Source organism: Mariniflexile sp., from assembly GCF_041583155.1.
GTDB lineage: Bacteria > Bacteroidota > Bacteroidia > Flavobacteriales > Flavobacteriaceae > Mariniflexile.
This window is the reverse complement of sequence record NZ_JBFHGK010000001.1, coordinates 57315-82902: the sequence shown is the minus strand read 5'-3', so window position 1 is coordinate 82902 and position 25588 is coordinate 57315. Positions and strand designations below refer to the sequence as shown.

Sequence of the window (25588 nt, the reverse complement as noted above, 5' to 3'; positions counted from 1 at the left end):
CAGTATAAAAGAGTAAAACAGAAATGAAAAATATATATATTATAGGGGTTGGGTTAATCGGTGGAAGTCTTGCTATTGATATTAAAAAGAAATATCCAGATGTGATAATTCATGGTATTAGTAGAAAAGAAACCACTCTAGATGAAGCTTTAGCACTTAATTTAATTGATAAAAAAGCTACGTTAGATGATCTAGAAAATGCCGATTTAGTAATTATTTCCATTCCTGTTGATGCTACGGTGAAATTATTACCGACAATTTTAGACAAAATACCAGACTCCGGTTTGGTGGTTGATGCCGGCTCTACGAAGGTTGATATTTGCAAAGTGGTAGAAAACCACCCAAAACGTAGAAACTTTTTAGCAATGCACCCAATTGCTGGGACCGAACATTCAGGACCAAGTGCAGCTATTCCTAATTTGTTTGTTGGTAAAACGAATATTATTTGTGAAGTAGAGAAAACAACATTCAAACTTCAGGAAAAAGCATTGGATTTGTTTAAATCTATTGGCATGCGTATTCGATATATGAATCCTGAGGCGCACGATAAGCACATTGCCTATGTATCGCATTTGTCGCATATTAGTTCGTTCATGTTAGGTAAAACCGTAATTAATAAAGAAAAAAACGAGCGCGATATTTTTGATATGGCCGGAAGTGGATTTGCATCAACAGTACGTTTAGCAAAAAGTTCGCCTGAAATGTGGACCCCAATTTTTAAGCAGAACAAACAAAACGTTATTGAAACTTTAGAAGAATACATTATTAACTTAACTCAGTTTAAAGAATTGATGAAAGAAGATAATTTTGATGCTGTTTTTAACGAAATGAAAGACACCAACCGAATAAAGGATATTTTAAACGGTATTGTATAAGAAGGCAACGCCCAACTAAATAAATAAAGAGTAAAAATTAATTATAAAGAATTATTTCGAAAAAGGTGAGAATTCACAAGGAGTAGATTTAAAGTAAATTAAATAAAATGGAAAACAAAAAAGAAATGAGAACGTGGTTGGATGAATTAAATTTAAGTCATCCACTTGTAATTGCAGGACCTTGTAGTGCTGAAACAGAAGAACAAGTATTAAAAATAGCTCATGAGCTAAAAAATACGGATGTAAGTTATTTTAGAGCAGGTATTTGGAAACCAAGAACACGTCCAGGAATGTTTGAAGGTGTTGGAGCTTTAGGTTTAAAATGGTTACAAAAGGTAAAGGCAGAAACTGGTATGAAAATTTGTACCGAGGTTGCTAATGCAGCCCATGTAAAATTGGCTTTAGAGCATGATGTAGATTTATTATGGATTGGTGCCCGTTCTACAGTAAGCCCATTTATTATGCAAGAAATTGCAGATGCTTTGGAAGGAACTGATAAACCAGTTTTAATTAAAAACCCAGTAAATCCAGATTTAGCCTTATGGTTAGGTGGTATTGAGCGTATTTACAAAGCTGGTGTTAAAAATATTGGTGCGATTCACAGAGGCTTTTCAACGTATGAAAAAACGAAATATAGAAATAACCCAGAATGGCAATTGGCTATCGAGTTTCAAAATAAATATCCAGATATTCCATTAATTAACGATCCGTCGCATATTACAGGAAAGCGAGATATGATTTTTGATGTATCGCAAACTGCATTAGATTTAAATTTTGATGGTTTAATGATTGAAACTCATTACGATCCAGATAACGCATGGAGTGATGCATCGCAGCAAGTTACACCAACTACATTAGTTCAAATTATGAAAGATTTGAAAATAAGAAAAGAAAGCAATACCGAAGCTGATTATAACAAACAACTTGAGAATTTAAGAGCTCAAATTGATGTGGTTGATAATCAAATTATCGAATTATTAGGTAAGCGTATGAAAGCTGCCGATGGTATTGGAGAACTTAAAAAATCTAAAAACGTTGCTGTTTTACAAAGTAAGCGTTGGAATGAGATTTTAGGTAGAATGGTTATTGAAGGAGAGGCTCAAGGATTGAGTGAAGAATTTATTTTGAAAATGTTTAAAGCAATTCATCAAGAATCAATTAATCACCAAGAAAAAATACTTAACGGTTAATATTGTTATTAAAAAACGCCTCACATTTGTGAGGCGTTTTTGTTTAAAAATTAATCTTCATCTTTACTGTTTTTAGTATAAGCTAATCTTCGCGATGCTTTACGCATTAAGATATTTATCAAATCTTCGGTGTCGCTTCCTATTGTACCGCTTACTTTTTTATTGTAATTCCAAAGTAAAACCCCATCGGCAGCATCATGAACACTCATGTTAATGGTTGCGCTATTCGTGCTTCCAAAAAAGCCAAATAATGCACCAAGGACAACAGACGCCCCTTCAGACATAGGCTTATTTGTTTCGAAATCTCCAGAAATTACAGCATCAACTTCAAGAAATTTAGCTAATTCCTGTGGAGTGAAATCCATTATTGTATTGTAATCAATGTTTTGTTTTTTTAACATGGCAGTAGTTGTTCTTGGGTCTTGAATTTCTAAACTTTGCAAGTCGCCTCGTTTTTTGCGTTTTAAAAACCAAGAATACATAGCTGTTTGAATGCTTTCTCCTTCCGATTTTTCAATACGGTTAAGTTGTTCGGCACTCATTTCTTTCATTTGCTTTGGCCTCAGTTTAACCTGAGTCTTAAAAGGGACAATGGCAATAATTTTATGTGCTTTTGCTAGTTCATCAAAATTTGGGTTTTCGTACAAATTCGTTTGTGCCATTGCGTTTTGGAAAATCACCAAAAGTAAAAAAGGGAATAAAATTTTTTTCATGTTGTTGTTGGTTTGTTTTATGTTCTAAATGTATTAAATATAAACATATTCGCACATGGAAGTTGGTTTTTTTATTTTACTTTTGAAGATAATAATTATGACAGGACTCGTTTATAAATCTACAGGAAGTTGGTACACGGTAAGAACCGAATTAGGGGATACTTATGAATGCCGTATTAAAGGAAAATTCCGTTTAAAAGGTATTAAAAGTACCAACCCAATTGCGGTTGGAGATTTGGTGGATTTTGAATTAGAAACGGATAACGATCAGGTTTCTGGTGTAATTCATAACATTCATGAAAGAACTAATTATATTGTTCGAAAATCTGTAAACCTTTCCAAGCAAACTCATATTATTGCATCTAACATTGATCAGGTGTTTTTAATGATTACTATTAACAATCCGCCTACGTTAACCAGTTTTATTGATCGTTTTTTAGTAACTGCTAATGCATATTCTATAAAAACCATTTTACTTTTCAATAAAATTGATACTTATGATGAAGATACCTTAAACGAAGTAAGGTATTTGGCACACATTTATAGAAAGATAGGCTATGAATGTATTGGGGTTTCGGCAAAAACCGGAAAAAATGTAGATAAAGTCAAAGCCTTAATGCATGATAAAGTAAGTATGTTTTCTGGGCACTCTGGTGTTGGAAAATCCACGCTTGTAAACACCATTGAAGCCGATTTAAATCTTAAAACAAAGGCAATTTCAACGCTTCATAGTCAAGGACAACATACCACTACATTTGCGGAAATGTTCGACTTGAGTTTTGGAGGAAAAATTATAGACACACCAGGAATTAAAGGTTTTGGGGTTGTTGATATGGATAAGGAAGAAGTAGGCGATTATTTCCCAGAAATATTTGAATTAAAGCAAGATTGTAAGTTTAATAATTGCTTACACATAAAAGAGCCACATTGTGCGGTAAAAAATGCACTGGATCGTGATGAAATTGCCGCTTCGCGCTACCGTAGTTATGTGCAAATAGTTGAAGGTGAAGATGAACATTATAGAACGGATAATTGGGAAAGGGAATAATGACTTTAAAATTCAGCTTACAGACTTTCGTAAAATTTTAAATATATATTAAAGAATTAGAAAATCCACTTTTTAGGATTTATTAAAATGAAAATAGTAATTCAAAGAGTTTTAAAAGCAAGTGTAAGTATTGAAGGCAAAGAAGTCGCTTCAATTTCAAACGGATTATTAGTCTTTATAGGAATTGTTGAAGGTGATACTTCCGAGGATATAAAATGGCTATCAAATAAAGTTTCAAATCTTCGGATTTTTTCCGATGAAAATGGTGTGATGAATAAATCGCTCTTAGATATTAATGGCGAGGCCATAGTGGTAAGTCAATTTACACTTCATGCCGCCACCAAAAAAGGAAATAGACCAAGCTATATAAAAGCAGCAAAACCCGAAGTTGCAATTCCTATTTATGAAGCTTTCTTAAAACAGTTAGAACAGGATTTAGGTAAACCAATTCAAACTGGTGAGTTTGGAGCTGATATGCAAGTAGGTCTTATAAATGATGGACCCGTAACGATAATTATCGATTCAAAAAATAAAGAGTAATTAAAATGGATATCAAAAATGCACAACAGGAAGTAGATAACTGGATTAAAACCCACGGCGTTCGTTATTTTAACGAGCTAACTAATATGGCACAGCTTACCGAAGAGGTTGGAGAAGTAGCACGAATTATAGCCAGACGCTACGGTGAACAAAGTGAAAAAGAAAGCGATAAAAATAAAGATTTAGGTGAAGAACTTGCCGATGTTGTTTTTGTAGTATTATGTTTAGCAAATCAAACAGGTATTGACTTGCAAGCGGCTTTTGACAAAAAATTAGATTTAAAAACCAATCGCGATCACGATAGGCATCATAATAACGAAAAATTAAAATAAATAATAAGTATATTTGAGCGCTTCTTTTAAGAAGCGTTTTTTTTATGTTAGTTAGAGCCGTTCGACTTGGCTCATAATGAATTTAAGTCGAGTACTATTTACCAGCTTTTAATAAATACAATGAATATCACACTTGAAAAATCACGAATTGCAAATCGTCAATCTAAAATAATCATAACAGGCTCAAAAAGCGAGTCTAATAGATTATTACTTTTAAAGGCACTATATCCTGAATTCACGCTTCAAAACGTTTCAAATTCTGATGATAGCTGTTTAATGGCTGATGCTTTAAAATCTGATTCCGAAGTTGTAGATATACACCATGCAGGTACCGCCATGCGTTTCTTAACAGCTTATTTTTCTATACAAGAAGGTCGCGAAGTAACCCTTACAGGGTCCAAACGTATGAAAGAACGCCCCATTCAAATTTTAGTTGAAGCTTTAAAAGAACTTGGTGCAGATATTAGTTATGTGGAGAATGAAGGGTTTCCTCCAATCAACATAAAAGGAAAAAAATTAACAAAACATAAAGTATCGTTACAAGCAAATGTAAGTAGCCAGTATATTTCTGCATTATTGCTAATTGCTTCAAAACTAGAGAATGGGATTGAATTAACGTTAGAAGGTGAAATCACTTCAGTGCCATATATTAAAATGACCTTAAGCTTATTAGATGAAATTGGCTTAGAATCATCATTTGTTGGAAATACAATCACGGTAAAACCGAATACCAAAAAACTAACACCTAAAACCCTTACAGTAGAATCCGATTGGTCATCAGCATCCTATTATTTTAGTATTGCAGCCTTGAGTGAAGTTGGTACAGAAATAACGCTGTCATCTTATAAAGAAAACTCATTGCAAGGCGATTCGGTATTAGTAGACATATATAAACATTTTGGTGTAAATACTAGTTTTAAAAATAATACAGTGGTTTTAGAGAAAATCACAGAAAACTTAAAACCATTTGCTTACGACCTTGCTAATGCACCAGATATAGCTCAAACCATAGCCGTAACCTGTTTTGCCTTAGGGGTACCTTGTGATTTAACAGGGCTCCATACCCTAAAAATTAAAGAAACGGATAGACTAGTAGCTTTAAAAACAGAAATTGAAAAACTGGGAGGAAATGTGGAAATAACGGAAAAATCTCTGCATCTTTCAGCTTCAAGCTCTATAAAGGAATACGTTCCAATTACAACATATAATGATCACAGAATGGCTATGGCATTTGCGCCTTTAGCACTTAAAGTACCTGTTGTAATTGAAGATGCCGAGGTTGTTTCAAAGTCATATCCAACTTTTTGGGACGATTTAGAGTCTGTTGGTTTTAAAATAACTAAATAATAATCACCCATTTACTTGACAACGCCTATTTCACAATCGTATATTTGCATCCGTTTGTATTTTTAGATACTTATAAACGATTAAATACTTAAACACATAAACACATTTTTTCATGAAATTATCACACTTTGGTTTTAATTTACCAGAAGAATTACTTGCAGAATATCCAGCGGAAAACAGAGATGAATCTCGTTTAATGGTTTTAGATAGAAAAAAACAAACTATTGAACACAAAATGTTCAAGGATATTATTGATTATTTTGATGAAGACGATGTTTTAATACTTAACAATACCAAAGTATTTCCTGCTAGATTATATGGAAATAAAGAAAAAACAGGCGCCAGAATTGAAGTGTTTTTATTACGTGAACTTAACGAAGAACAACGTCTTTGGGACGTTTTGGTTGATCCCGCTCGTAAAATCAGAATAGGTAACAAACTATATTTTGGTGATGATGACACATTAGTGGCAGAGGTTATCGATAATACAACATCTCGTGGCCGTACATTGCGTTTTTTATATGATGGTTCTTATAAAGAGTTCCGTAGAAAATTAAATGAGTTGGGAGAAACCCCACTTCCAAAGTATATTAAAAGAGAAGTACAGCCAGAAGACGAAGATCGTTATCAAACCATCTACGCTAAAAATGAAGGGGCCGTAGCAGCGCCAACAGCAGGGCTCCATTTTTCTAGACACTTGCTAAAACGTTTAGAGATTAAAGGCGTTAATTTTGCTGAGGTAACACTACACGTTGGTTTAGGAACTTTTAATCCAGTTGAAGTTGAAGATTTATCTAAGCACAAAATGGATAGCGAAGAACTTAAAATTGACGAAAAGGCAGTAGAAATTGTAAACAAAGGTATTCAAAATAAAAAACGAGTTTGTGCCGTTGGTACAACTGCCATGCGTGCTATAGAGAGTTCAGTGTCTTCAGACGGTCAATTAAATGAAATTGAAGGTTGGACAAATAAATTCATTTTCCCTCCATATGATTTTAGTATTGCTAACTGTATGATTACTAATTTTCATACCCCGAAATCAACTTTGTTAATGATGGTTTCAGCATTTGCAGGACACGATTTCATTAAAAAAGCATACGAAGAAGCTGTAAAAGAAAAGTATAAGTTCTACAGTTATGGCGATGCCATGTTAATTCTATAAATTTTAAAAGCCTTGATAATTCAAGGCTTTTTTTATAACTGTATAAAAGGCACCCTTTTAATTATCTAATAAATTTTATTTTGGGCATTACCCTAAAGGGTCGCGTTTTACGCTGCAAGTCCTCGCTCGTACCTCCCTGTGGGCTTTACGCTTCAACCGCTAATGCAATTTATAGTGTCAAAGAATAATTAAATTTCCGACATTAAAAGTCGCTAATCATCATACTTTAATCAAATTCATCATAGGTTAATCGTAATTCATCAATCCTTTGCTTATTTTTGCATTACTTATGGCAACAACAAAAAAAGACATTAGGGCATTAAGCAAAGAGCAACTTCGAGAATTCTTCGAAAAACAAGGCGATAAGGCCTTTCGTGGGAATCAAGTTTATGAATGGTTATGGCAAAAGGGCGCTCATTCTTTTGATGATATGACGAACGTTTCAATTGAAACGCGTCAAATGCTTGAAGATAATTTTGTTATCAATCATATAAAGGTAGATACCATGCAACGTAGTAACGATGGAACGATTAAAAATGCAGTTCGGTTACACGATGGTTTAATTGTGGAATCTGTTTTAATTCCTACTAAAACACGAACTACCGCCTGCGTTTCTAGTCAAGTTGGCTGCAGTTTAGACTGTAAATTTTGTGCAACAGCGCGCTTAAAACGTATGCGTAATTTAAATCCAGATGAAATTTATGATCAGGTTGTAGCTATAGATAACGAAAGTAAATTGTATTTCAAACGGCCGTTAAGTAATATTGTTTTTATGGGTATGGGCGAACCACTTATGAATTACAATAATGTTATAAAGGCTATAGATAAAATAACTTCGGAGGAAGGTTTAGGGATGTCGCCAAAACGGATTACTGTTTCAACATCTGGAGTGCCAAAGATGATAAAGAAAATGGCAGATGATGGGGTTAAATTCAATCTAGCTATATCTCTGCATTCAGCAATTGATGAGGTTAGAACAACCATTATGCCTTTTAACGATAACTTTCCGTTGGAAGATTTAAGGGAAGCCTTGGAGTATTGGTACGCTAAAACTAAAAGTAAAATTAGCTACGAATATGTTGTTTGGAATGGTATTAACGATACCCAAAAGGACATTGATGCACTGGTAAAGTTCTGTAAATATGTACCATGTAAGGTCAATATTATTGAGTATAACCCTATTGATGACGGCGAGTTTCAACAAGCGTCTCCAGAAGCATTACAAAATTACATAGATTGCTTAGAGAAAAATAGAATCGTAGTGAATGTGCGTAGAAGTCGCGGCAAAGATATTGATGCAGCTTGTGGTCAATTAGCTAATAAAAGTTAAAAAAAAGAGCTGCAATTTGCAGCTCTTTTTTTAAATTAAGAAGTAAGTAATATAATTTTTATTGCTTGATTATTTTAATAGCTTGAGATTTGTCTTCAATCCTAACATTCATAAAATACACGCCCTTATCCAAAACACTTAAATCTACAGTGTTGTCAATAATACTTGTTTTTTTTATGTCCAATACGCGTTGTCCTAACTGGTTTGTAATAGATACAGCATCAACAATTTCGTTTGTTTGAATTTTAACTTGGTCTTTAACTGGATTTGGATAAACTCCGGCAATATTCAATGTGTTATCTTCTGTTGATAAGGTTGTTGTATAAGATACTTCAAAATCATCAATTAACAATAAAAATTGGTCAGTACAATCAAAATGTCTAATTAAAACACCAATTGTTTTATTAGCAAAAGATGTTGGTATTGCAACAGCAATGTCTTTAGCACTATTAAGACCTCCTGCAGTCAAGGTTTCCTGATGTATTAGTGTAGCAGGAGCTTCACTGTTATTAGAATCATAAACATAAACAGCATATTTTTCCGCAAAATAGGTCGGTTCTGCTGCCGCAACTTTCATTTTAAAAGTAATGGAAGTTGCTGTTTCTGGAATAAAGAAAGTAGGTGTATAAAGCCGATTGTCTGGAGTTAAGGCTAGTCCAGTTTCAGTGTCATTTTCTTGCCAAGATTCAGAAAATAAAACAGTTCCAGTATTAAATCCTATGCTTTCCACGGAGTTTAAAGTCCCCCAAGAGTTACCATCACCATCAAAGTCGCTTGCACCCCATCCGGTTAAAGATTCGGAATCCGAAGACCAAACTACAGTTTGCGCTGAGATTATTGAAGAGGTTAATAATAAAAATAATAATGTAATTTTTTTCATGCTCGTATGCTATTAATTAATTAATAGCGGCCAATTTATAATAATTATCGTGTTTTTTAAACTCAAATACCCAATAAAATCTAGCTTATGTTTATTTTTACGAGGTTAATAAATTTTTAGTACGTTTGTTATCATAATGTAATTTTTTTAATTTGAAAATTGTTGAACAAATAAAGCAGCCGATAGCCTTTGAAATGGATCTTTTTGAGCAAAAGTTCCTGCTTTCAATGTCTAGTAAAGTGGCCTTGCTTAATCGCATAACAACCTATATAGTAAACCGTAAAGGGAAACAAATGCGACCCATGTTTGTGTTTTTGGTTGCAAAAATGGTATCGAATGGTGAAGTAAGTGAACGTACTTATCGTGGTGCTTCGGTTATTGAATTGATTCATACGGCTACATTGGTACATGATGATGTGGTTGATGATAGTAATAGAAGGCGTGGTTTTTTTTCTATAAATGCCCTTTGGAAAAATAAAATCGCTGTTCTTATTGGTGATTATTTACTATCTAAGGGATTGCTATTAAGTATTGATAATAATGATTTTGATTTATTAAAAATTATATCAATAGCAGTACGTGAAATGAGTGAAGGTGAACTGCTTCAAATTGAAAAAGCTAGAAAACTTGACATCACTGAAGCTGTTTATTATGAGATTATTCGCCAGAAAACAGCTACTTTAATTGCGGCTTGTTGTAGTTTGGGGGCAGCATCGGTAAAACCAGAATCGCAGCACGTTGAAACTATGCGAAAGTTTGGTGAGCTTATTGGTATGGCATTTCAAATTAAAGATGATTTGTTTGACTACACCGATGATCAAATAGGAAAACCCACGGGCATTGATATTAAAGAACAAAAAATGACCTTGCCTTTAATTTATGTGCTTAACAATGCTGATAAGAAAGATAGAAAATGGCTCATTAATTCCATTAAAAATCATAATAAAGACGCGAAACGAGTTAAGGAAGTAGTGGTTTTTGTAAAAAATAATGGTGGTTTGGATTATGCTACCAGTAAAATGAAACAGTTTCAGGAAGACGCATTACAATTGTTATTCTCTTATCCTGAATCAATTTATAGAAACGCTTTAGAATTGATGGTGAATTATGTAATTGATAGAAAGAAGTAATTTTTTAGCATTAAGTGTTGTGTTTGTTTTTTCTAAGGCTACTATTTAATGTTAAACAGTGATTGATTGTAATGATTTTGCTTCTTCAACTATTTGCAAGGTAACTTCAGCAATGTTGTACAAAAGAATATTTTCCATTTGTGTGCTTTCTCTATTATTCTTAAGTAAATGATCGCTTATTTCTTCTAAACTATCTTCAATATTTTCTAAATTGGAATTTATTTGTCCTGTTAAACTGTTAGAAGTTTTTTCCAACACCTTTAAAATGTGATTTTCAAAAGTTAACAAGTGTGAGATTTCTTTGTTTTGCTTGGTTCTATGAGCTCCTAAAGCAGAAAGATAGGAAAGCAGCGCATGATTTAAATACGTTAAAGTAAATGCTGTATTTTTTAATTGTTGCTGTTTCTTAGGGTCTAATTGCATATTTTGCCAAGCCATAACCAAAGCATTATCTGCTCTGTGTGCTTCTCTTCGGGCTATTCTATATGCTAAATCATCGGTGGTTGATTGTTTGTATTCATTTAATATAGCTCGGAAGTATGCGGTATTTTTGTGTATAACTTCTTTTAATAATACGGGTAATTTTTCATACTGCCACTCAGGCCATAAAAAACGAACAACAAAAAATGAAATTAAAGCCCCTATTAATGTGTCTATTAATCTTGGAGCCATAACATCAACTCCTTTATTGGCAATGATATTGAATGCACATAAAACAAAAATTGTGATAAAAATGACGCCAACCGAGTACCGGCGTTTCATCCAAACGAAGAAGAAATAGGCTGATGTTATCATTAATACTATTTGACCGTGAAATGTGAATAGTCGGATAATTAAAATACCAATTACTACTCCGGAAAAAGTTCCTATGATTCTTTGTAAAAGGCGCCTTCTTGTTTCGCTATAACTAGGTTGTAAAACAAATAAGATTGTTAATAAAATCCATTCTCCTTTGGCTATCTGGAAATATTCGGAAATAGAGTATCCTATTAAAAAAGCAATGCTTAAACGTAATGCATAGCGCATTCTTGGGTGATTAAAATTTAATTGAACTTTCAATCGTTCAATGTAAGTTCTATTGTCTTTTTCTAATTTTGGCAATAAATTATTGTCTTGATTATAATAAATTCCCTTTAATGTTTGGTTCGATTGTCTTAAATTTCTTAGTAGTAGGCTTAAAGGATCGCTTGGTTTTAGTTCATTACTAATTAATAAGTTGTTTATGGTATTCATTAACCAATCCAAAGCTATTGGATGTTTATAACGAGTACCAGTTAGTAAGTTTTCAGAGAAATTTTTTATGGCACGAGAAAGTTCGTGTAATACTTGCCTAATGCCTCCAATTAATGCGCCGCTTAATGGGTTGGTGCTTAATAAATCGTAGCGTTCGTGACTGGAGGCTGCTCTTTCATGTAAGCCTTGTAAAACCATGAAATAATTTAAATACGGGATTAATGGAGTTTGGTCAGTTAGTGATTCGCTATAGCTATTTAAAACCTCTTTACATTTATCCAAAGCCTCAACCGTTTGCACATTTAATAAGGCAAGTTTCGCTCTTATTTCTTTTCCTTCCTTTTCATCACTAGGGAATAGTTTTGACTTTTCTTCAAAGTACAATGACAGTGCTAAAAAACCTCTGGATAATTGTTCTTCTAATAAACTATATGGTTTTAGCCGTAACACTAAATACGAAAACACACCATATATAAAGGCTCCCGCAGTTAATAATATGGGTTGAATATACCAGGTAGGGCTTATTTGTGCACCAATCATGGTGTAAATACCCACAAGTAAAGCGCCGAATGTAACGCCTCTAAAGCGTTCACTTATTCCTCCAATTACAATAAAAACGATTGTTGACACAGCTAAACCTGCCGCCAAAATTACGGGGTAGGGTTGAAGCAATTCTACCGAAAAACTTGAAATTGCAAAGCTTAGCACCTTCAAGGCAGTAGACTTTAAACGGCCATTTGGATGTTCATCCGTTTCAGAGAGTGTTCCAGCAAGTGCTCCTAATCCTAAAGTTACAGCATAAAATGGTAAGCCTAAACTTAGCATTAAAACAACAAGAAATCCAATTACGGTTGTTCCTTTAAACGCCAATAATCTATTAGGGTTGTTTAAGAAATTGGTGAGTAATGACTTAAGCCAATATAGTTGATTTTTGAAATATGAAAGTTGCTGCATTTTATTGAAAACAATTACAATGTAAAAGTAAGCAATGGCTATAAAAAGGCGGCATTTAAAGGGTGTAAATAATGTACTTGTTTAACGAAGGAATGATAAGTTTTAAGCTAAAGAATTTCAGGAAAAAGTAACTTGTTAGTTTTTTATTCGTCAAAATTGGTATTTTCCGTTTTTGATAAAAAGAATTTTCAATTCCATTCTACATGTAATTTTTCTAATTCAGAATTTAGTGTTTCTAAAGATTTCGGGTCTATTATTTTTGTGTTTATAGTTAAGGATTTATGGTTGGTTTTTAAGATGTAATCTCCTGCAAATTTTTTAATTTGCTTAACCTCCAAAAGATTTATTTTCTTTCCGAATAAATCGTTAACCTGTAAAATTTCATTTTGAATTGTCAGGTATTTATTTTGTTTTTGATAGAAATATAGAATAATATAACAAAGAGCAAATAGAATGTATCCGTAATCATTCCATCTAATTTCTTCGTTGAAATTAAATCCTAATAACCCAAATATCAACCAAACCGAACCCAGCAGTAACGAGGTGTTTAGGTGTTCCTTTTTATAAGCTATTTTCATCTGTAACTAAAAAAGTTTGAATATATTTTGGATATATTCAAACTTAAATGTTGATATCAAGTTTATATACAAAGTGAATTGTTAAAAAGGATTTATTCTAATTAAATTTACACTTGTAATTTATAATAATTATTGTTGCTGCTGCTGGTTTTGTTGAATTTGTTGTTGTTGGTGCTGGATACGATCTAAATTACGTTGATAACTATTGCTTGATTTCGTATCGGAAAACGAATTTGTTGGTAATTCGATGTTTTCTTTGTTTTTTGTTGTGCTTATTTCAACTACAACAAATAAATCAGACTCCACTTTGCGTTTAAAAACACCTTTAACAGGAGAACAGTCGGCATAATTTCTACCAACAGCCAAACGCACGTGGTTTCCATTGGCAATGGCGTTGTTGGTTGGGTCTACACCAAACCAGCCATAAAAGGGAATGTAAGCTTCTATCCAAGCATGCGTGGCACCTAAACCTCTGGTATTGTCTTCAGCAGGACAAATATAACCGCTAACGTAACGCGCAGGAATACCACAAAGTTTTACCATTTGCAACAAAACGTTTGTAAAATCCTGACAAACACCTGCTTTTAGTTTCCAAACTTCATCTATGGTTGAGTCTACATTTGTTACACCCTTTACATATTTAAAATTGTTATATACATAGTCACACAACTCTAAAACCACCCTGTAAGGCGTTTTTTCTGTAAGTTTTCTGGATGCAATTAAATCCAATACCTCTTCGGTTCCAATAAACGGGGTCGGTTTCAAGAAATCGATTATTTCTGCATCGTATTTTCTAGCTTTTAATTCTTCCCATTGGGTTTTGGCATCAACGGTATCTGTAGGAAATAATTTGTCGTAAGTTATGACTTCCACATCTGATGTAATTATTAATTCATCGTGTGGTTCAGTAATTAAAAAAGTGCCAATTCGGTTATTATAAAAATCATTAAATGATTCTATATAAGGGTTGTTGGTAACAGACAGGAAATGAGATACTACTTTTTGGTATTCATCATTTATTGGGTGCAATCTAATTAAATTTGCGCCATCAACTACAGGATTACTATAACTGAACTTTGTAATATGTTTTATAAAAAATGTAGGCATAATAAATTTTTAAGATCAATTAATATTAGAAAGATAAACGGAGTTAATATTCATAGAGATATTTCTAATATCCTGCTTAATACCATTTATATAATTTTGTAGCCCTTGCTCTTTTATGCTTTCAACAGTTGTGTATTTTATAGAGCTTTCTAATTTACCAATTAAAAATTCTAAATTGGTTTTTTCAAGTTCATTGGCATCTATAAGCTTTGTTATATACCAGCTTAATTTATTTACACAGTAATATACCGATCTAGGAAATGACTTTTCCTGAAATACCAATCGTATGACGTGCTCTTCATTAAAAGTAGATTTATGTGTTTTTAGATATAATTGATAACCACCAATAGAAAGTAGTAAATTTTTCCAATAAAAACTTTTCTCTAAGCTATCGGAAGTATTTCCAATTTCCATCAATTTAAATTCTGTGAAATCGGATATTTGAATTACACGTTCCAGAAATTTACCAATGCTCATAAAATAATAGGAAGGACCACGTTCTTGTGTAACATCGGAAGTTCCGTAATATATTAAATGGTGTTTTCTTAAATCTTCTAAAAACTCTATTGGATCTTCCTCACGAAGCCTTCTAGGTAAATCTCTGTTGGTAAGATATAAATAGTAATTATTAATACATAACCAAAGTTCTCTAGAAATATGTTCTTGTACACTTCTTGCGTTTTCTCTAGCCTTTGTAACAATATTTAAAATAGAGTTAGAATTACCAATATTAAATACCATAAAATCGATGCATTCTATAGCGTCTTCAGTATAAAACTCATTTTCTGAATTTGTAAAATTTTTAATAATTGGTGTCCAAGAAAATAGTTCGGGCGAGTCTTGATTTGCTAAAAAATTCACTTTAAGTAAACTTAAAATGCCATTGCCACGTTCCATATATCGGTCTAACCAAATCAGGTTATTTGCTACTCTACTTAACATACTTTAAAAAGTTTTTTTTTGATTATTGTAATACCCAAGTGTCTTTACTACCACCACCCTGCGAACTGTTTACTACTAATGAGCCTTTTTTTAGCGCCACACGTGTTAAACCACCAGGGCAAATATCGATACCATCTTTACCCATAAGCGCAAACGGACGTAAATCAATACAACGAGGTGATAATTGTCCATTAATAAAGCATGGAGCTGTTGATAGCCTTAGAATAGGTTGTGCAATAAAATTTTCAGGCTTCTTTTTAACATTATCCAGATAATCTTTTATTTCTTCATCCGAAGCTTCATGGCCCATAAGCATCCCGTAGCCACCACTACCATCTGTTTTTTTAATTACCATTTCTTTTATGTTTTTGGTAACATATTCTAACTCATCTGGTCGGCCTAGCTGATAGGTTTCAATATTTTTTAAAATCGGTTCTTCGTTTAAATAATATTTAATCATATCTGGCACGTAAATGTAAATTGCTTTGTCATCGGCAATTCCAGTTCCTGGTGCATTTACAATATTCACATTTCCTTTTCTATATGCTGCCATAATACCGGCAACACCTAGAACACTATTTGCATTAAATTCCAGCGGATCTAAATAATCATCATCAACACGTCTGTAAATAACATCTACTTGTTTTAAACCGTTAGTGGTTTTCATGTAAACAAAATGGTTTTTTACAACTAAGTCACTGCCTTCAACCAACTCAATTCCCATTAATCTGGCAAGTGTAGTGTGTTCATAATAGGCAGAATTATAAATACCTGGAGTTAAAAGAACAATATTAGGGTTTACCTTATCGGAAAGTTCTTTTAACTTTTTATAAAGCATGTTTGGATAATTTGAAACTGAGCGTACATGGCTTTTTGGAAGAACCCCAGGAAATAAACGTTTAGAAATTTCTCTGTTTTCTAACATATAACTTACACCAGAAGGTGTTCTTAAGTTATCTTCAAGTACATAAAATTCACCATCATTATTGCGAATTAAATCCACACCAGAAATATGCACATATACATCATATGGCACTTTTACACCTTTCATTTCGCGAAGGAAATTGGGGCAGGAATAAATTAAATCTGCAGGAATAAGTCCGTCTTTTATAATAAACTGTTCATTATAAATATCTTTAATAAACAAGTTCAAAGCTTTAAGGCGTTGTTTAATACCTTTTTCAATTTTATTCCATTCTTCAGCGGTAATAATTCTGGGTACAATATCAAACGGAAATATTTTTTCGATACCTTCATTGTCATTATAAACAGTAAAGGTAACGCCTTGGCTCATAAATAGCTGTTTGGAAAGGTCTTCTTTCTTGGTCAATTTTTCAGGTGAAGTTTTCTTTAAATACTCAATAAATCCTTCATATTGAGATCTGAATTCTTCATTATCAGAGTACATTTCATCCCAAGTTTTTGGGAGTTTTTCGTAAGACGAGAAAAGTGGATTGTCGTTCATATATTATAAGGTATTAAGCCAAATGTAATGAATTGTTGAAAAAAATTTAAAGATTTGGCTTTATATGTATAAAAAAATCAAACTTTATTTTAATTTGTTAAAAATAATTCCAAAATTTTAATGAGAAAACTAATTTTTGAAGCGATAATTGAATTCTAAACAATTTGTACTACAAAGTATGTGCTTAAATTACTAAAATAATTGTAGCAAATGGATAAGTTGAAAAAAAACTTTTGCATCAGGCAACCATTATCTTAAAATATGCGTCTTTTAAAATAGAAGACTGAAGTAACATTTGTAATCATGAATTTTAATTAGGTTAGAATAAAGAACTGAATGTTAAGTGGGGCTGATGAATAACAAAAAACAGATATATATATTTTTTGAAAGTCATACAACTACATAAAAACCAAGAGGCACTCATTAAAAAAGCCATAAAAAACAATCGTGAAGCACAACGTGTATTGTATGAGTTGCATGCGCCCAAAATGTTAAGTGTTTGTAGGTATTACATTAAAGATTTACAACATGCGGAAGAAGCTATGCTTAACGGATTTTTTAAAGTGTTTTCCAATTTAAGCAGTTTTAAGGGAGAAGGTAGTTTTGAAGGTTGGGTACGACGTATTATGGTGCGGGAATCCATTTCATATTTAAGACAGAAAAAAAATATTGAATTCTCGGTAGAAGAAGTAGATTTTAAAAACGATTTTACCAATAATATAAAAACAGATATAGAGGTTGCCCAAATACAGGAATTGATTGATGCCTTACCCGAAGGCTATAAAATAGTTTTTGTTATGTACGCCATTGAAGGTTACAAGCATCATGAAATTGCCAACATGTTGAAAATTACCGAAGGTACTTCAAAATCGCAATTATTTAAAGCACGGAAAATGCTTCAGGAGCAATGGCGAAAATTAAATAAAACAACAAGTTATGGAACCAAATAAATTCGAAAACAGTATAAAAGAAAAGTTGGAGGCTAGAAGGTTACAGCCTTCTAAGGAAGCTTGGGCTAAACTTTCAGGACGCTTAGAGCAGACAGTTGAAAGAAAAAATAACAAAGCGTTTTGGTGGTTGGGTATTGCCGCTAGTGTGGTAGGTGTAATGTTTGTGGCGTTTCAGCTTTTAAATACTGAAGAAGTAACACCTGTAGTTGTAGATGCGCCTACTGTTATTCAACAAAAAGATAATACTCCGGTGGTAGTTGAAACAGTTGAAGCACCAAAGGAGGTTTTAAAAGAAGAAACTTTAATAAAACCAAGATCAAAATATATAATAGAAAATCATACTGTTGTTGCGGCTGAAGAGAAAGTTGTTCCGGAAGAAACTAGTAAAGTATCAATACCAACTGTCGTAATTCAAGAAAAATTAACGTTTGAAGAACAAAAAATTCAAGACGTTGTTGCCAAAGTACAGCATATGAAAAACCAAAACCAAGAAGTTACAGATGCTGCTATTGATGCCTTGTTGTTTGAAGCCCAAAAGGAAATTAGGTTACAAAGAATGTATAATATTAACACAGGAATTGTAGATGCTACCATACTGCTTCAAGAGGTAGAATCCGATTTAGACCAATCGTTCAGAAATAAAGTGTTCGATGCCATAAAAGCGAGTTACAATTCTATAAAAACGGCAGTGGCACAGCGTAATAATTAGTCTGTCATTTCGGCTAAGGCGGGAGTTTAATCATATAAATAAAAAAAAATCATCAATCAAAATCAATTATTAACACCCATTTGGGGTAAAAAAAACGAACAGTTATGAAAACAATTACGAAGTATTTAGCATTAATCACGCTAATTTTAAATGTGCAAGTTATTATGGCACAAGACACAATTCAGAATTCAAACAACAAAAACAAACTTGAAAATTTACAGAAAATTAAGGCGCAAATTCAAAATGAAGAACGCGACAATTTAAAAGTAGAAGTAGAGGCGATTAACAGTCGTTTGGAAAAAGGCGAAATTACAAACGCAGAAGCAGAATTATTAAAAAAAGAAGTGGCGAAAAAGCGTGCGTTAAATATTGAAAACCGCATTGCTATTATCGAAAATAAATATGCCCTTTCAGAACGTAATGAAGAAGGCTATGAATTCGTAGGTGAGCATGCTATTAATGGCATTGTAAGAGTTGGAGGCGCTAACGAGAACACAAGTGAAAGTTTTATTTTTGTAGGCGATAAAGCAAAAGACAAACCAAAAAATTTAAAATATGATAGACGTACCACCAGCGATTTTGTGCTAGCCTTTGGTTTAAACAACGCCATAATTGAGGGAGAAAAGTTAGACGATTCTCCGTATAAGTTTGGCGGTTCGCGCTTTTTTGAAATTGGATGGGCGTGGAAAACTCGCGTATTTAAAGAATCGAATTTTATGCGTTTAAAATATGGTTATTCCTTTCAAATTAATGGTTTAAAACCAATGGATAATCAATATTTTGTGCAAAACGGAAGCGAAACCACTTTAGAGGAATTTCCTGTAGATTTAAAAAAAGCAAAACTATCCGTTTCTAATTTGGTTTTTCCTGTTCATTTTGAGTTCGGACCTTCCAAAAAAATAGATAAAGACACTTATTTTAGGTATTCTACCGACAATCAGTTTAAAATAGGTATTGGTGGTTATGGCGGATTTAATATTGGAAGCCGTCAAAAATTGAAATACGAGCTAGACGGCGATCGAGAAAAGGAAAAACAAAAACAAAGCTTTAATACCAGTAATTTAGTATATGGTTTAAGTGGTTACATTGCTTTTGATGATGTGGCGCTGTATGTTAAATACGATTTATCACCTATTTTTAAAGACCAAGCTATCAAACAAAACAATATATCGCTTGGGTTGAGGTTTGATATGGATTAGTTTAAGAATATTCACTTAAAAAACTTCCTCGGAAGTTTTTTTGGTTTTGTAAAATTGAAAATTATTGTTTCGTTTTCAAAAAGTTTTATCGATTGCTACAAGAAACTTTGTTTTTTCAAATACAGTCAAATTTCAAAAATCAATTGTTTATAATTACATTTACATTCTAAAAATAATTTTCCAAAATTGATTTCACCAGCATCCATAGATTTAGTTTTTGAAACCGCTAGAGTAGAAGAGGTTATAGGCGATTTTGTACAGCTAAAAAAATCTGGCAGTAACTTTAAAGGCTTAAGTCCGTTTAGCGACGAGCGTTCTCCAAGTTTTATGGTGTCTCCTGTTAAGCAAATATGGAAGGATTTTTCAACCGGAAAGGGGGGAACGGCCGTTTCTTTTTTAATGGAACACGAACACTTCACCTATCCGGAAGCTATAAAATATTTAGCCAAAAAATATAATATAGAAATTGAGGAAACCGAGCAAAGCAACGAGCAGAAGGATCAGGCAAACGAACGTGAAAGTTTGTATTTAGTAAGCGAGTTTGCTAATAGCTATTTTCAAAAAATACTACATAAAACCGATCAAGGAAGATCTATTGGTTTAAGTTATTTCAAGGAACGCGGTTTTACAGAAGACACGATTAAGAAGTTTGATTTAGGGTATTCTTTGGATGAGTGGCAGGCCTTTACTGATGAAGCTTTAAAGCAGGGCTATAAGTTGGACTTTTTAGAAAAAACCGGACTTACCATTGTAAAAGACGATAAGCGCTTTGATAGGTTTAAAGGGCGCGTTATGTTCCCTATTAAAAGTATGAGTGGTCGTGTGCTAGGTTTTGGTGGACGTATTTTAACTAGCGATAAGAAGGCTGCAAAATATGTTAACTCGCCAGAAAGTGATATTTACCATAAAAGTAATGTGCTTTATGGTATCCATCATGCTAAACAAAGTATCGCTAAAGAAGATAATTGTTTCTTGGTTGAGGGGTATACCGATGTTATTCAGTTTCACCAATCCGGTATCACAAATGTAGTGTCTTCATCAGGAACAGCTTTAACTTCAGAGCAAATACGTCTAATAAACCGACTAACAAAAAACATTACCGTGCTTTTTGATGGCGATGCGGCAGGTATGCGCGCCTCACTTCGTGGCATTGATTTAATTTTGGAGCAAGGTATGAATGTTAAAGTTTGTACCTTTCCCGCCGGTGAGGATCCCGATAGTTTTGCTAGACAAAATAGTCTTGAAGAACTTACGGCATATCTAAAAGAAAATGCTAAAGATTTCATTCAATTTAAAGCATCGGTGCTGTATGAGGAATCTAAAAATGATCCCATAAAAAAGGCTGATACAGTTCGTGATATTATGAATAGTATCTCTAAAATTCCGGATCAAATTAAAAGAGAAATCTATATTCAGGAGTGTGCCAGAATCATGGATATTAGTGAGGAAGTGTTGTTTAGTACACTGGCTCAAATAAATAAGAAGGATGTTAAAGAAGAAAACGATCGGCACAAAAGTGAACAACAAGCTTTTAAAGTCATTCGTCATGAACAACCAGTTGAAAAGGTTGATGTTCAATATTTATTAGAACGGAAAATTATAGAGGTGTTGTTGCTTTACGGTAATAGAACGGAAGAATTTGAAGATTTGGTTTATAAAGAAGACAACAAAGGTGATTTGGTTTTAGAACCAGTTATACACCAAGCTAAAGTATTTGAAAAGGTTTTTTTAGATCTTCAAGAGGATGAAATGGAATTTTCGAATCCGCATTTTAAAACCTTGTATTATAGGGTTATTGATGCCTTAAATCAGAATCCAGATTTCGAATTGAATAATTTTATAAATTCAGTGGATGTGGAATTAGGTAACGAAATTACCCATATTTTAATGGAAGATGAACGCTATTCCTTAGATAATTGGCAACGCATGAATATCTTCCCAAAGGAAAAAATTCATAGCGTTGCGCAATTAGTAAGTGAAACTATTTTAAGCTTACGTTGTTTTTTAATAGATCAAAAAGTCAAAGAATTTCAACAAGAAGCCTCGTCCAATATCACTGATATTAATAAGGAAATCCTTGAAGGAGTCATCGAATATTCTGGTCTAAAAATGTTGCTCTCTCGGAAATTAAATCGTGTTCTATAAGTTTTCGTTTAACTTTGCTTGACTAACTAGATCAACCAAATTTGTAACTTTTAATTTACGCATTAAACGAGCCTTGTAAGTACTAACGGTTTTTTCGTTAATATTTAGTTCTTTTGATATTTCTTTATTTTTTCTACCAATAGTAAGAAGTTTTAAAACTTCAGCTTCTCTGGTAGAAAGTTTTTTGTAGAAAGATCCGCCTTTGTTAACTCTGTTACCAAAAGCTAATTGTTGGGTTAGGTCATTACTTAAATAAATGCCACCTTCATGAACTTTTAAAATTGCCTCATTAATTGTAATCACATTAACCGATTTGTGGATGTATCCGTAAGCGCCAGCTTTTATGGCATTTACTGCATATACTTCCTCTGGTTGTGCACTAAAAATGATGGTTTTAATGTTAGGGTAGTCATTTTTTAAATAACGTAAAACTGTTAAACCGTTAAGTTTTGGGAGATCGGCTTCAGTTAAAATGATGTCTACAGGATTATTTTTGATGTATTCCATAATGGCCTCGCCATTGTCAACACTTGCAACAATTTTAATGTTGGTAGATGCTGAAAAAAGAATTTCAAGCCCTTTCCTTGTAATAGGGTGGTTGTCTGCTATTAATAATTTTATCATAATTGTATAAGCTTTTTTGTAATTATAAATTAGTTAGAGAGAATAATATAATTGAGAGAATAAGCTTGCTGCAAATGTAGTAAATATTTAAACGATTTGCAAAATTTATGATAAATTATTGGGAATTTCGCAAATCGGAATAGGAATCATCTTATGTTTATTGGCCATGTTAAATCGTTTGTATATCTTAAAGACGGTTTGCTCTCTACCTTCAAAGTCTTCAGCTGTTTTACCTTCGTCGTCCATTTTCATAGCCCACTCTAGTTCAGGGTATGACGCACCTATTTGGTCTTCATCCGTTCTATCATCGCCCCACAAACCATCTGTTGGTGGTGCCACAATAATTTCCTGATTAATACCTAAATACTCTGCAATGGCATAAACTTCTGTTTTTAGTAAATCCGCAATAGGACTTAAATCCACTCCGCCATCACCATATTTAGTAAAAAAACCAACACCAAAATCTTCAACTTTGTTACCGGTACCGGCAACCAGATATTTGTGTAAAGCTGCAAAATAATAAAGCGAAGTCATGCGTAACCTAGCTCTTGTATTTGCTAAAGCCATAAAACGTTCTTCTTCATTCTTAACGCTCGGTAAAGATGCTACCAAACTATCAAAAACAGGAGTTAAATTAACTTGGGTCATGCTTACAAGCGGATACTGTTGTTTTAACCAATCAATGTGGTTTAACGCACGACTAACCTGATTAGGTGCTTGATGAATTGGCATTTCCAAACAAAGTAGGGGGAGACCTGTTTTGGCGCAAAGAGTTGATGTTACGGCAGAATCAATGCCTCCAGAAACACCTATAACAAATCCATTTACACCCGCTTTAGTAGCGTAATCTTTTAACCAATTAACTATGTAATCAACAACTTTTTCTGTTTGCATTTTTAAATGAATTTAAGTTCAAGAATTGTACCTTTGCAAACAAAAATAAACGAATCACCCAATTAATAAAAATTTATAGCTATTAAGTTTCGTATGAAGCATGTAATATTTTTTTTCATTGTTATACAAGTCCTGGTTTCTTGCAAAAATGACAACAGAATAGAGTCTGAAATTTCTAAACTGAATTTAGATGCTAATATTGAGCGATTTGATTTATTGTTTGCTAAAATTGATGCTGAAACCTTGCCAGATTTAAAGCAAGCTTATCCTTTTATGTTTTCGGAAAAATATCTTGATTCTTTCTGGATTGAAAAAGCATCAGATTCGCTACAAAAAGAACTATATAAAGAAGTTGAAAATACATTTTCCGAGTTTGAATCCACCGAATTGGAAATTGAATCTTTGCTCAATCATTTAAAATATTATTTTCCAGAATTTCGTACACCCAGAATTATTACCACAACTAGCGATGTGGACTATAGAAATCGCGTAATTGTAACGGATACGATTGTTTTAATTGCCTTGGATAATTATTTAGGTGCTAATCACCCTTTTTATGAAAACATACCAAAATATTTAAGAGAAAATTTAAAAAGGGAACAGATTGTTGTTGATTTGGCGGATGAATATGCTAAGAAATACTGTTTTCAGACATCTAGCAATACTTTTTTGGATGAAATGATTTATTTTGGTAAACAGCTTTATTTTAAAGATGTCATCATTCCATTTAAAACAGAGGCAGCAAGAATTGGATATACTTCAGACGAATTGGATTGGGCTAATGCTAATGAAAGTTATATTTGGCGGTACTTCATTGAACGTGAATTGCTTTTTAGTACCGATTCTAAACTAGCAGGTCGGTTTTTAACTCCAGCGCCTTTTTCAAAATTTTATTTGGAGGAAGTTGATGCCGAATCTCCAGGAAGGTTGGGGCAATATATAGGCTGGCAAATTGTTAGAGCCTACATGGAGCAAAATGATGTTACTTTAAAGGAAATGCTAATAGAAAGTCCTGAAGATATTTTTAATAAATCCAAGTTTAAACCACGTAAATAATGTCGAAAAAAATCACCTCTAAAATTGAATTAAAAGTAGAATTGGATGCTAATAGAGTGCCAGAAAAATTGTTTTGGACAGCAGAAGATGGGGGTATAACCAATGAAGAAGCTAAAGCCATGATGTTGGCTGTTTGGGATTCAAACACTCAGGAAACCCTGCGTATCGATTTATGGACCAAAGATATGCCTGTTGATGAAATGAAAGTATTTTTCCATCAAACCTTGGTTGCCATGAGTGATACTTTTAACAGAGCTACGCAAGATGAAAAAATGACCGCAACCATGAAGGATTTTTGCGATTATTTCGCAGAAAAGTTAGAGATTAAAAAGTGATTTTTTTAATTTTTTACCTGTAAAAACATCCAATCGTAAATACTCATATTAAAAGCATCGTAATCGTTGCTCTCTGTTCCCATACCAGTACCATCAAAAGTTCTAGTGTCGGAATTGTGACCAACTCCTGGGTAAATAGTTACTTTGGCGCTAGTATTAGGATTTGAAGCGTTTATAGCATTTACCATATCTATTGAGTAGTTTTTTGAAACCGATGTATCACTATCGCCGTGAAATGCCCAAACAGCAACATCGGTATATTTGTCTGCAGAACTGATACTACCGCCTCCGGCAATGGGAACAATAGCCTTAGCGTAGGACTCAGACCCGTATTTGGATATGTAATTGAAACATCCAAAGCCACCTAAACTATAACCAGTTAAATAGATACGATTAGTATTAATTTTATAGTTGCTAATTAAATAGCTAATAAAACTATGAACATCATCGGCATTCCAGCTTCCTGATGTAAGTTGTGGGGAGGCAACAATCATTGGGTATTTTGGTGCCCATTTTTTTTGTGCAATCATGTTTGGTGGCCCAGTCCATAACAAAACCTTTAGGGCATCTGGATTTGTTTGGCTATTACCTATTTGCCCAGATCCATGAAGAAAAACAAGCAGCGGATATTCATCGGAAGAATTATTGTATTCACTCGGGGTGTAAATATAATGTCCAAATATGGCATTGGTACTTCCAAGACTATTTTCAGTTTGTATTCCACCAATATCTATAGGTAGTGATTCTAAATCGTTTTGGTTTGGACTATCGTCGCTACAACCAAAAAAGAATAGACTAAAAAATAAGCTAAAGTAGAAGATTTTTTTCATAGGTAGTTGTAATACATTTA

At 33.2% G+C, this 25588-nt stretch carries 25 protein-coding genes; 15 read left to right on the top strand and 10 right to left on the bottom strand.

From position 1 onward, the window contains the following. Positions 1-23 precede the first annotated feature (23 nt). Together ABYI63_RS00330 and ABYI63_RS00325 are read left to right on the top strand one after the other, a co-directional pair. Positions 24-875: a prephenate dehydrogenase gene (locus ABYI63_RS00330; RefSeq protein ID WP_372752222.1), complete on the top strand. Its 852-nt coding sequence runs from the start codon at positions 24-26 to the stop codon at positions 873-875. 107 nt (positions 876-982) lie between these two features. Further along, entirely contained in the window at positions 983-2065 is a 1083-nt protein-coding gene (locus ABYI63_RS00325; protein WP_372752220.1) for a chorismate mutase, read from the top strand. A gap of 50 nt (positions 2066-2115) precedes the next feature. Here ABYI63_RS00325 and ABYI63_RS00320 read toward each other — a convergent pair whose 3' ends face one another. Further along, positions 2116-2778, bottom strand: coding sequence for a hypothetical protein (locus ABYI63_RS00320; protein ID WP_372752218.1), 663 nt, complete (start codon positions 2776-2778; stop codon positions 2116-2118). Positions 2779-2875: 97 nt separating this feature from the next. Here ABYI63_RS00320 and rsgA point away from each other — a divergent pair, with 97 nt between their 5' ends. The 6 genes from rsgA to rlmN all read left to right on the top strand — a co-directional run bounded on the left by rsgA (position 2876) and on the right by rlmN (position 8537). Further along, positions 2876-3826, top strand: coding sequence for a ribosome small subunit-dependent GTPase A (gene rsgA / locus ABYI63_RS00315; RefSeq protein ID WP_372752216.1), 951 nt, complete (start codon positions 2876-2878; stop codon positions 3824-3826). An 87-nt stretch (positions 3827-3913) separates the two neighbouring features. Continuing rightward, positions 3914-4366: a D-aminoacyl-tRNA deacylase gene (gene dtd, locus ABYI63_RS00310; protein ID WP_372752214.1), complete on the top strand. Its 453-nt coding sequence runs from the start codon at positions 3914-3916 to the stop codon at positions 4364-4366. A gap of 5 nt (positions 4367-4371) precedes the next feature. Next, the gene (locus ABYI63_RS00305; RefSeq protein ID WP_372752212.1) at positions 4372-4698 is read left to right on the top strand and encodes a nucleotide pyrophosphohydrolase; all 327 of its coding nucleotides are present in this window, start codon (positions 4372-4374) and stop codon (positions 4696-4698) included. 120 nt (positions 4699-4818) lie between these two features. Then, the gene (gene aroA, locus ABYI63_RS00300; protein WP_372752210.1) at positions 4819-6045 is read left to right on the top strand and encodes a 3-phosphoshikimate 1-carboxyvinyltransferase; all 1227 of its coding nucleotides are present in this window, start codon (positions 4819-4821) and stop codon (positions 6043-6045) included. Between the two features lie 112 nt (positions 6046-6157). Continuing rightward, the gene (gene queA / locus ABYI63_RS00295; protein WP_372752208.1) at positions 6158-7207 is read left to right on the top strand and encodes a tRNA preQ1(34) S-adenosylmethionine ribosyltransferase-isomerase QueA; all 1050 of its coding nucleotides are present in this window, start codon (positions 6158-6160) and stop codon (positions 7205-7207) included. A gap of 289 nt (positions 7208-7496) precedes the next feature. Then, complete coding sequence (rlmN, locus tag ABYI63_RS00290; protein WP_372752205.1) at positions 7497-8537, top strand: 23S rRNA (adenine(2503)-C(2))-methyltransferase RlmN; 1041 nt, start codon at positions 7497-7499, stop codon at positions 8535-8537. A 58-nt stretch (positions 8538-8595) separates the two neighbouring features. Here rlmN and ABYI63_RS00285 read toward each other — a convergent pair whose 3' ends face one another. Continuing rightward, positions 8596-9417 (bottom strand): T9SS type A sorting domain-containing protein, encoded by an 822-nt coding sequence (locus tag ABYI63_RS00285; RefSeq protein ID WP_372752203.1) that lies wholly within the window; start codon positions 9415-9417, stop codon positions 8596-8598. A gap of 152 nt (positions 9418-9569) precedes the next feature. Here ABYI63_RS00285 and ABYI63_RS00280 point away from each other — a divergent pair, with 152 nt between their 5' ends. Further along, positions 9570-10547: a polyprenyl synthetase family protein gene (locus ABYI63_RS00280; protein WP_372752201.1), complete on the top strand. Its 978-nt coding sequence runs from the start codon at positions 9570-9572 to the stop codon at positions 10545-10547. A gap of 51 nt (positions 10548-10598) precedes the next feature. Here the strand turns inward: ABYI63_RS00280 and yccS are convergent, their stop codons facing one another. The 5 genes from yccS to ABYI63_RS00255 all read right to left on the bottom strand — a co-directional run bounded on the left by yccS (position 10599) and on the right by ABYI63_RS00255 (position 16826). Next, the gene (gene yccS / locus ABYI63_RS00275) at positions 10599-12734 is read right to left on the bottom strand and encodes a YccS family putative transporter (RefSeq protein ID WP_372752199.1); all 2136 of its coding nucleotides are present in this window, start codon (positions 12732-12734) and stop codon (positions 10599-10601) included. 188 nt (positions 12735-12922) lie between these two features. Next, positions 12923-13312 (bottom strand): hypothetical protein, encoded by a 390-nt coding sequence (locus ABYI63_RS00270; RefSeq protein ID WP_372752197.1) that lies wholly within the window; start codon positions 13310-13312, stop codon positions 12923-12925. A 129-nt stretch (positions 13313-13441) separates the two neighbouring features. Next, positions 13442-14419 (bottom strand): transglutaminase domain-containing protein, encoded by a 978-nt coding sequence (locus tag ABYI63_RS00265; protein ID WP_372752195.1) that lies wholly within the window; start codon positions 14417-14419, stop codon positions 13442-13444. 15 nt (positions 14420-14434) lie between these two features. Then, positions 14435-15361: an alpha-E domain-containing protein gene (locus ABYI63_RS00260; protein WP_372752193.1), complete on the bottom strand. Its 927-nt coding sequence runs from the start codon at positions 15359-15361 to the stop codon at positions 14435-14437. A gap of 22 nt (positions 15362-15383) precedes the next feature. Then, the gene (locus tag ABYI63_RS00255; RefSeq protein WP_372752191.1) at positions 15384-16826 is read right to left on the bottom strand and encodes a circularly permuted type 2 ATP-grasp protein; all 1443 of its coding nucleotides are present in this window, start codon (positions 16824-16826) and stop codon (positions 15384-15386) included. Positions 16827-17209: 383 nt separating this feature from the next. Between ABYI63_RS00255 and ABYI63_RS00250 the strand changes: the two genes are divergently transcribed. From ABYI63_RS00250 to dnaG, 4 genes are all read left to right on the top strand, one after another. After that, positions 17210-17776: an RNA polymerase sigma factor gene (locus ABYI63_RS00250; protein ID WP_372752188.1), complete on the top strand. Its 567-nt coding sequence runs from the start codon at positions 17210-17212 to the stop codon at positions 17774-17776. Continuing rightward, a complete protein-coding gene (locus tag ABYI63_RS00245) occupies positions 17763-18485 on the top strand; it encodes a hypothetical protein (RefSeq protein ID WP_372752186.1) in 723 nt (240 codons plus the stop codon). Before ABYI63_RS00250 ends, ABYI63_RS00245 begins: the two co-directional genes overlap by 14 nt. 104 nt (positions 18486-18589) lie before the next feature. Beyond that, the gene (locus ABYI63_RS00240; RefSeq protein ID WP_372752184.1) at positions 18590-19684 is read left to right on the top strand and encodes a hypothetical protein; all 1095 of its coding nucleotides are present in this window, start codon (positions 18590-18592) and stop codon (positions 19682-19684) included. Positions 19685-19870: 186 nt separating this feature from the next. After that, the gene (dnaG, locus tag ABYI63_RS00235) at positions 19871-21829 is read left to right on the top strand and encodes a DNA primase (protein ID WP_372752182.1); all 1959 of its coding nucleotides are present in this window, start codon (positions 19871-19873) and stop codon (positions 21827-21829) included. On the opposite strand, the gene ABYI63_RS00230 is transcribed toward dnaG, so the two are convergent. Both ABYI63_RS00230 and nadE read right to left on the bottom strand, forming a co-directional pair. Continuing rightward, the gene (locus ABYI63_RS00230) at positions 21824-22453 is read right to left on the bottom strand and encodes a response regulator (RefSeq protein ID WP_372752180.1); all 630 of its coding nucleotides are present in this window, start codon (positions 22451-22453) and stop codon (positions 21824-21826) included. The two genes, dnaG and ABYI63_RS00230, sit on opposite strands and share 6 nt — an antisense overlap. Positions 22454-22558: 105 nt before the next feature. Next, the gene (nadE, locus tag ABYI63_RS00225) at positions 22559-23347 is read right to left on the bottom strand and encodes an NAD(+) synthase (protein ID WP_372752178.1); all 789 of its coding nucleotides are present in this window, start codon (positions 23345-23347) and stop codon (positions 22559-22561) included. A 93-nt stretch (positions 23348-23440) separates the two neighbouring features. On the opposite strand from nadE, the gene gldB reads away from it, so the two are divergent. Both gldB and gldC read left to right on the top strand, forming a co-directional pair. Beyond that, positions 23441-24403, top strand: coding sequence for a gliding motility lipoprotein GldB (gldB, locus tag ABYI63_RS00220; RefSeq protein ID WP_372752176.1), 963 nt, complete (start codon positions 23441-23443; stop codon positions 24401-24403). Beyond that, positions 24403-24738, top strand: a complete 336-nt coding sequence (gldC, locus tag ABYI63_RS00215) for a gliding motility protein GldC (protein ID WP_372752174.1) — start codon at positions 24403-24405, stop codon at positions 24736-24738. The genes gldB and gldC overlap by 1 nt, the downstream gene beginning before the upstream one ends. 5 nt (positions 24739-24743) lie before the next feature. On the opposite strand, the gene ABYI63_RS00210 is transcribed toward gldC, so the two are convergent. Continuing rightward, a complete protein-coding gene (locus tag ABYI63_RS00210) occupies positions 24744-25568 on the bottom strand; it encodes a dienelactone hydrolase family protein (RefSeq protein ID WP_372752172.1) in 825 nt (274 codons plus the stop codon). Positions 25569-25588 lie beyond the last annotated feature (20 nt).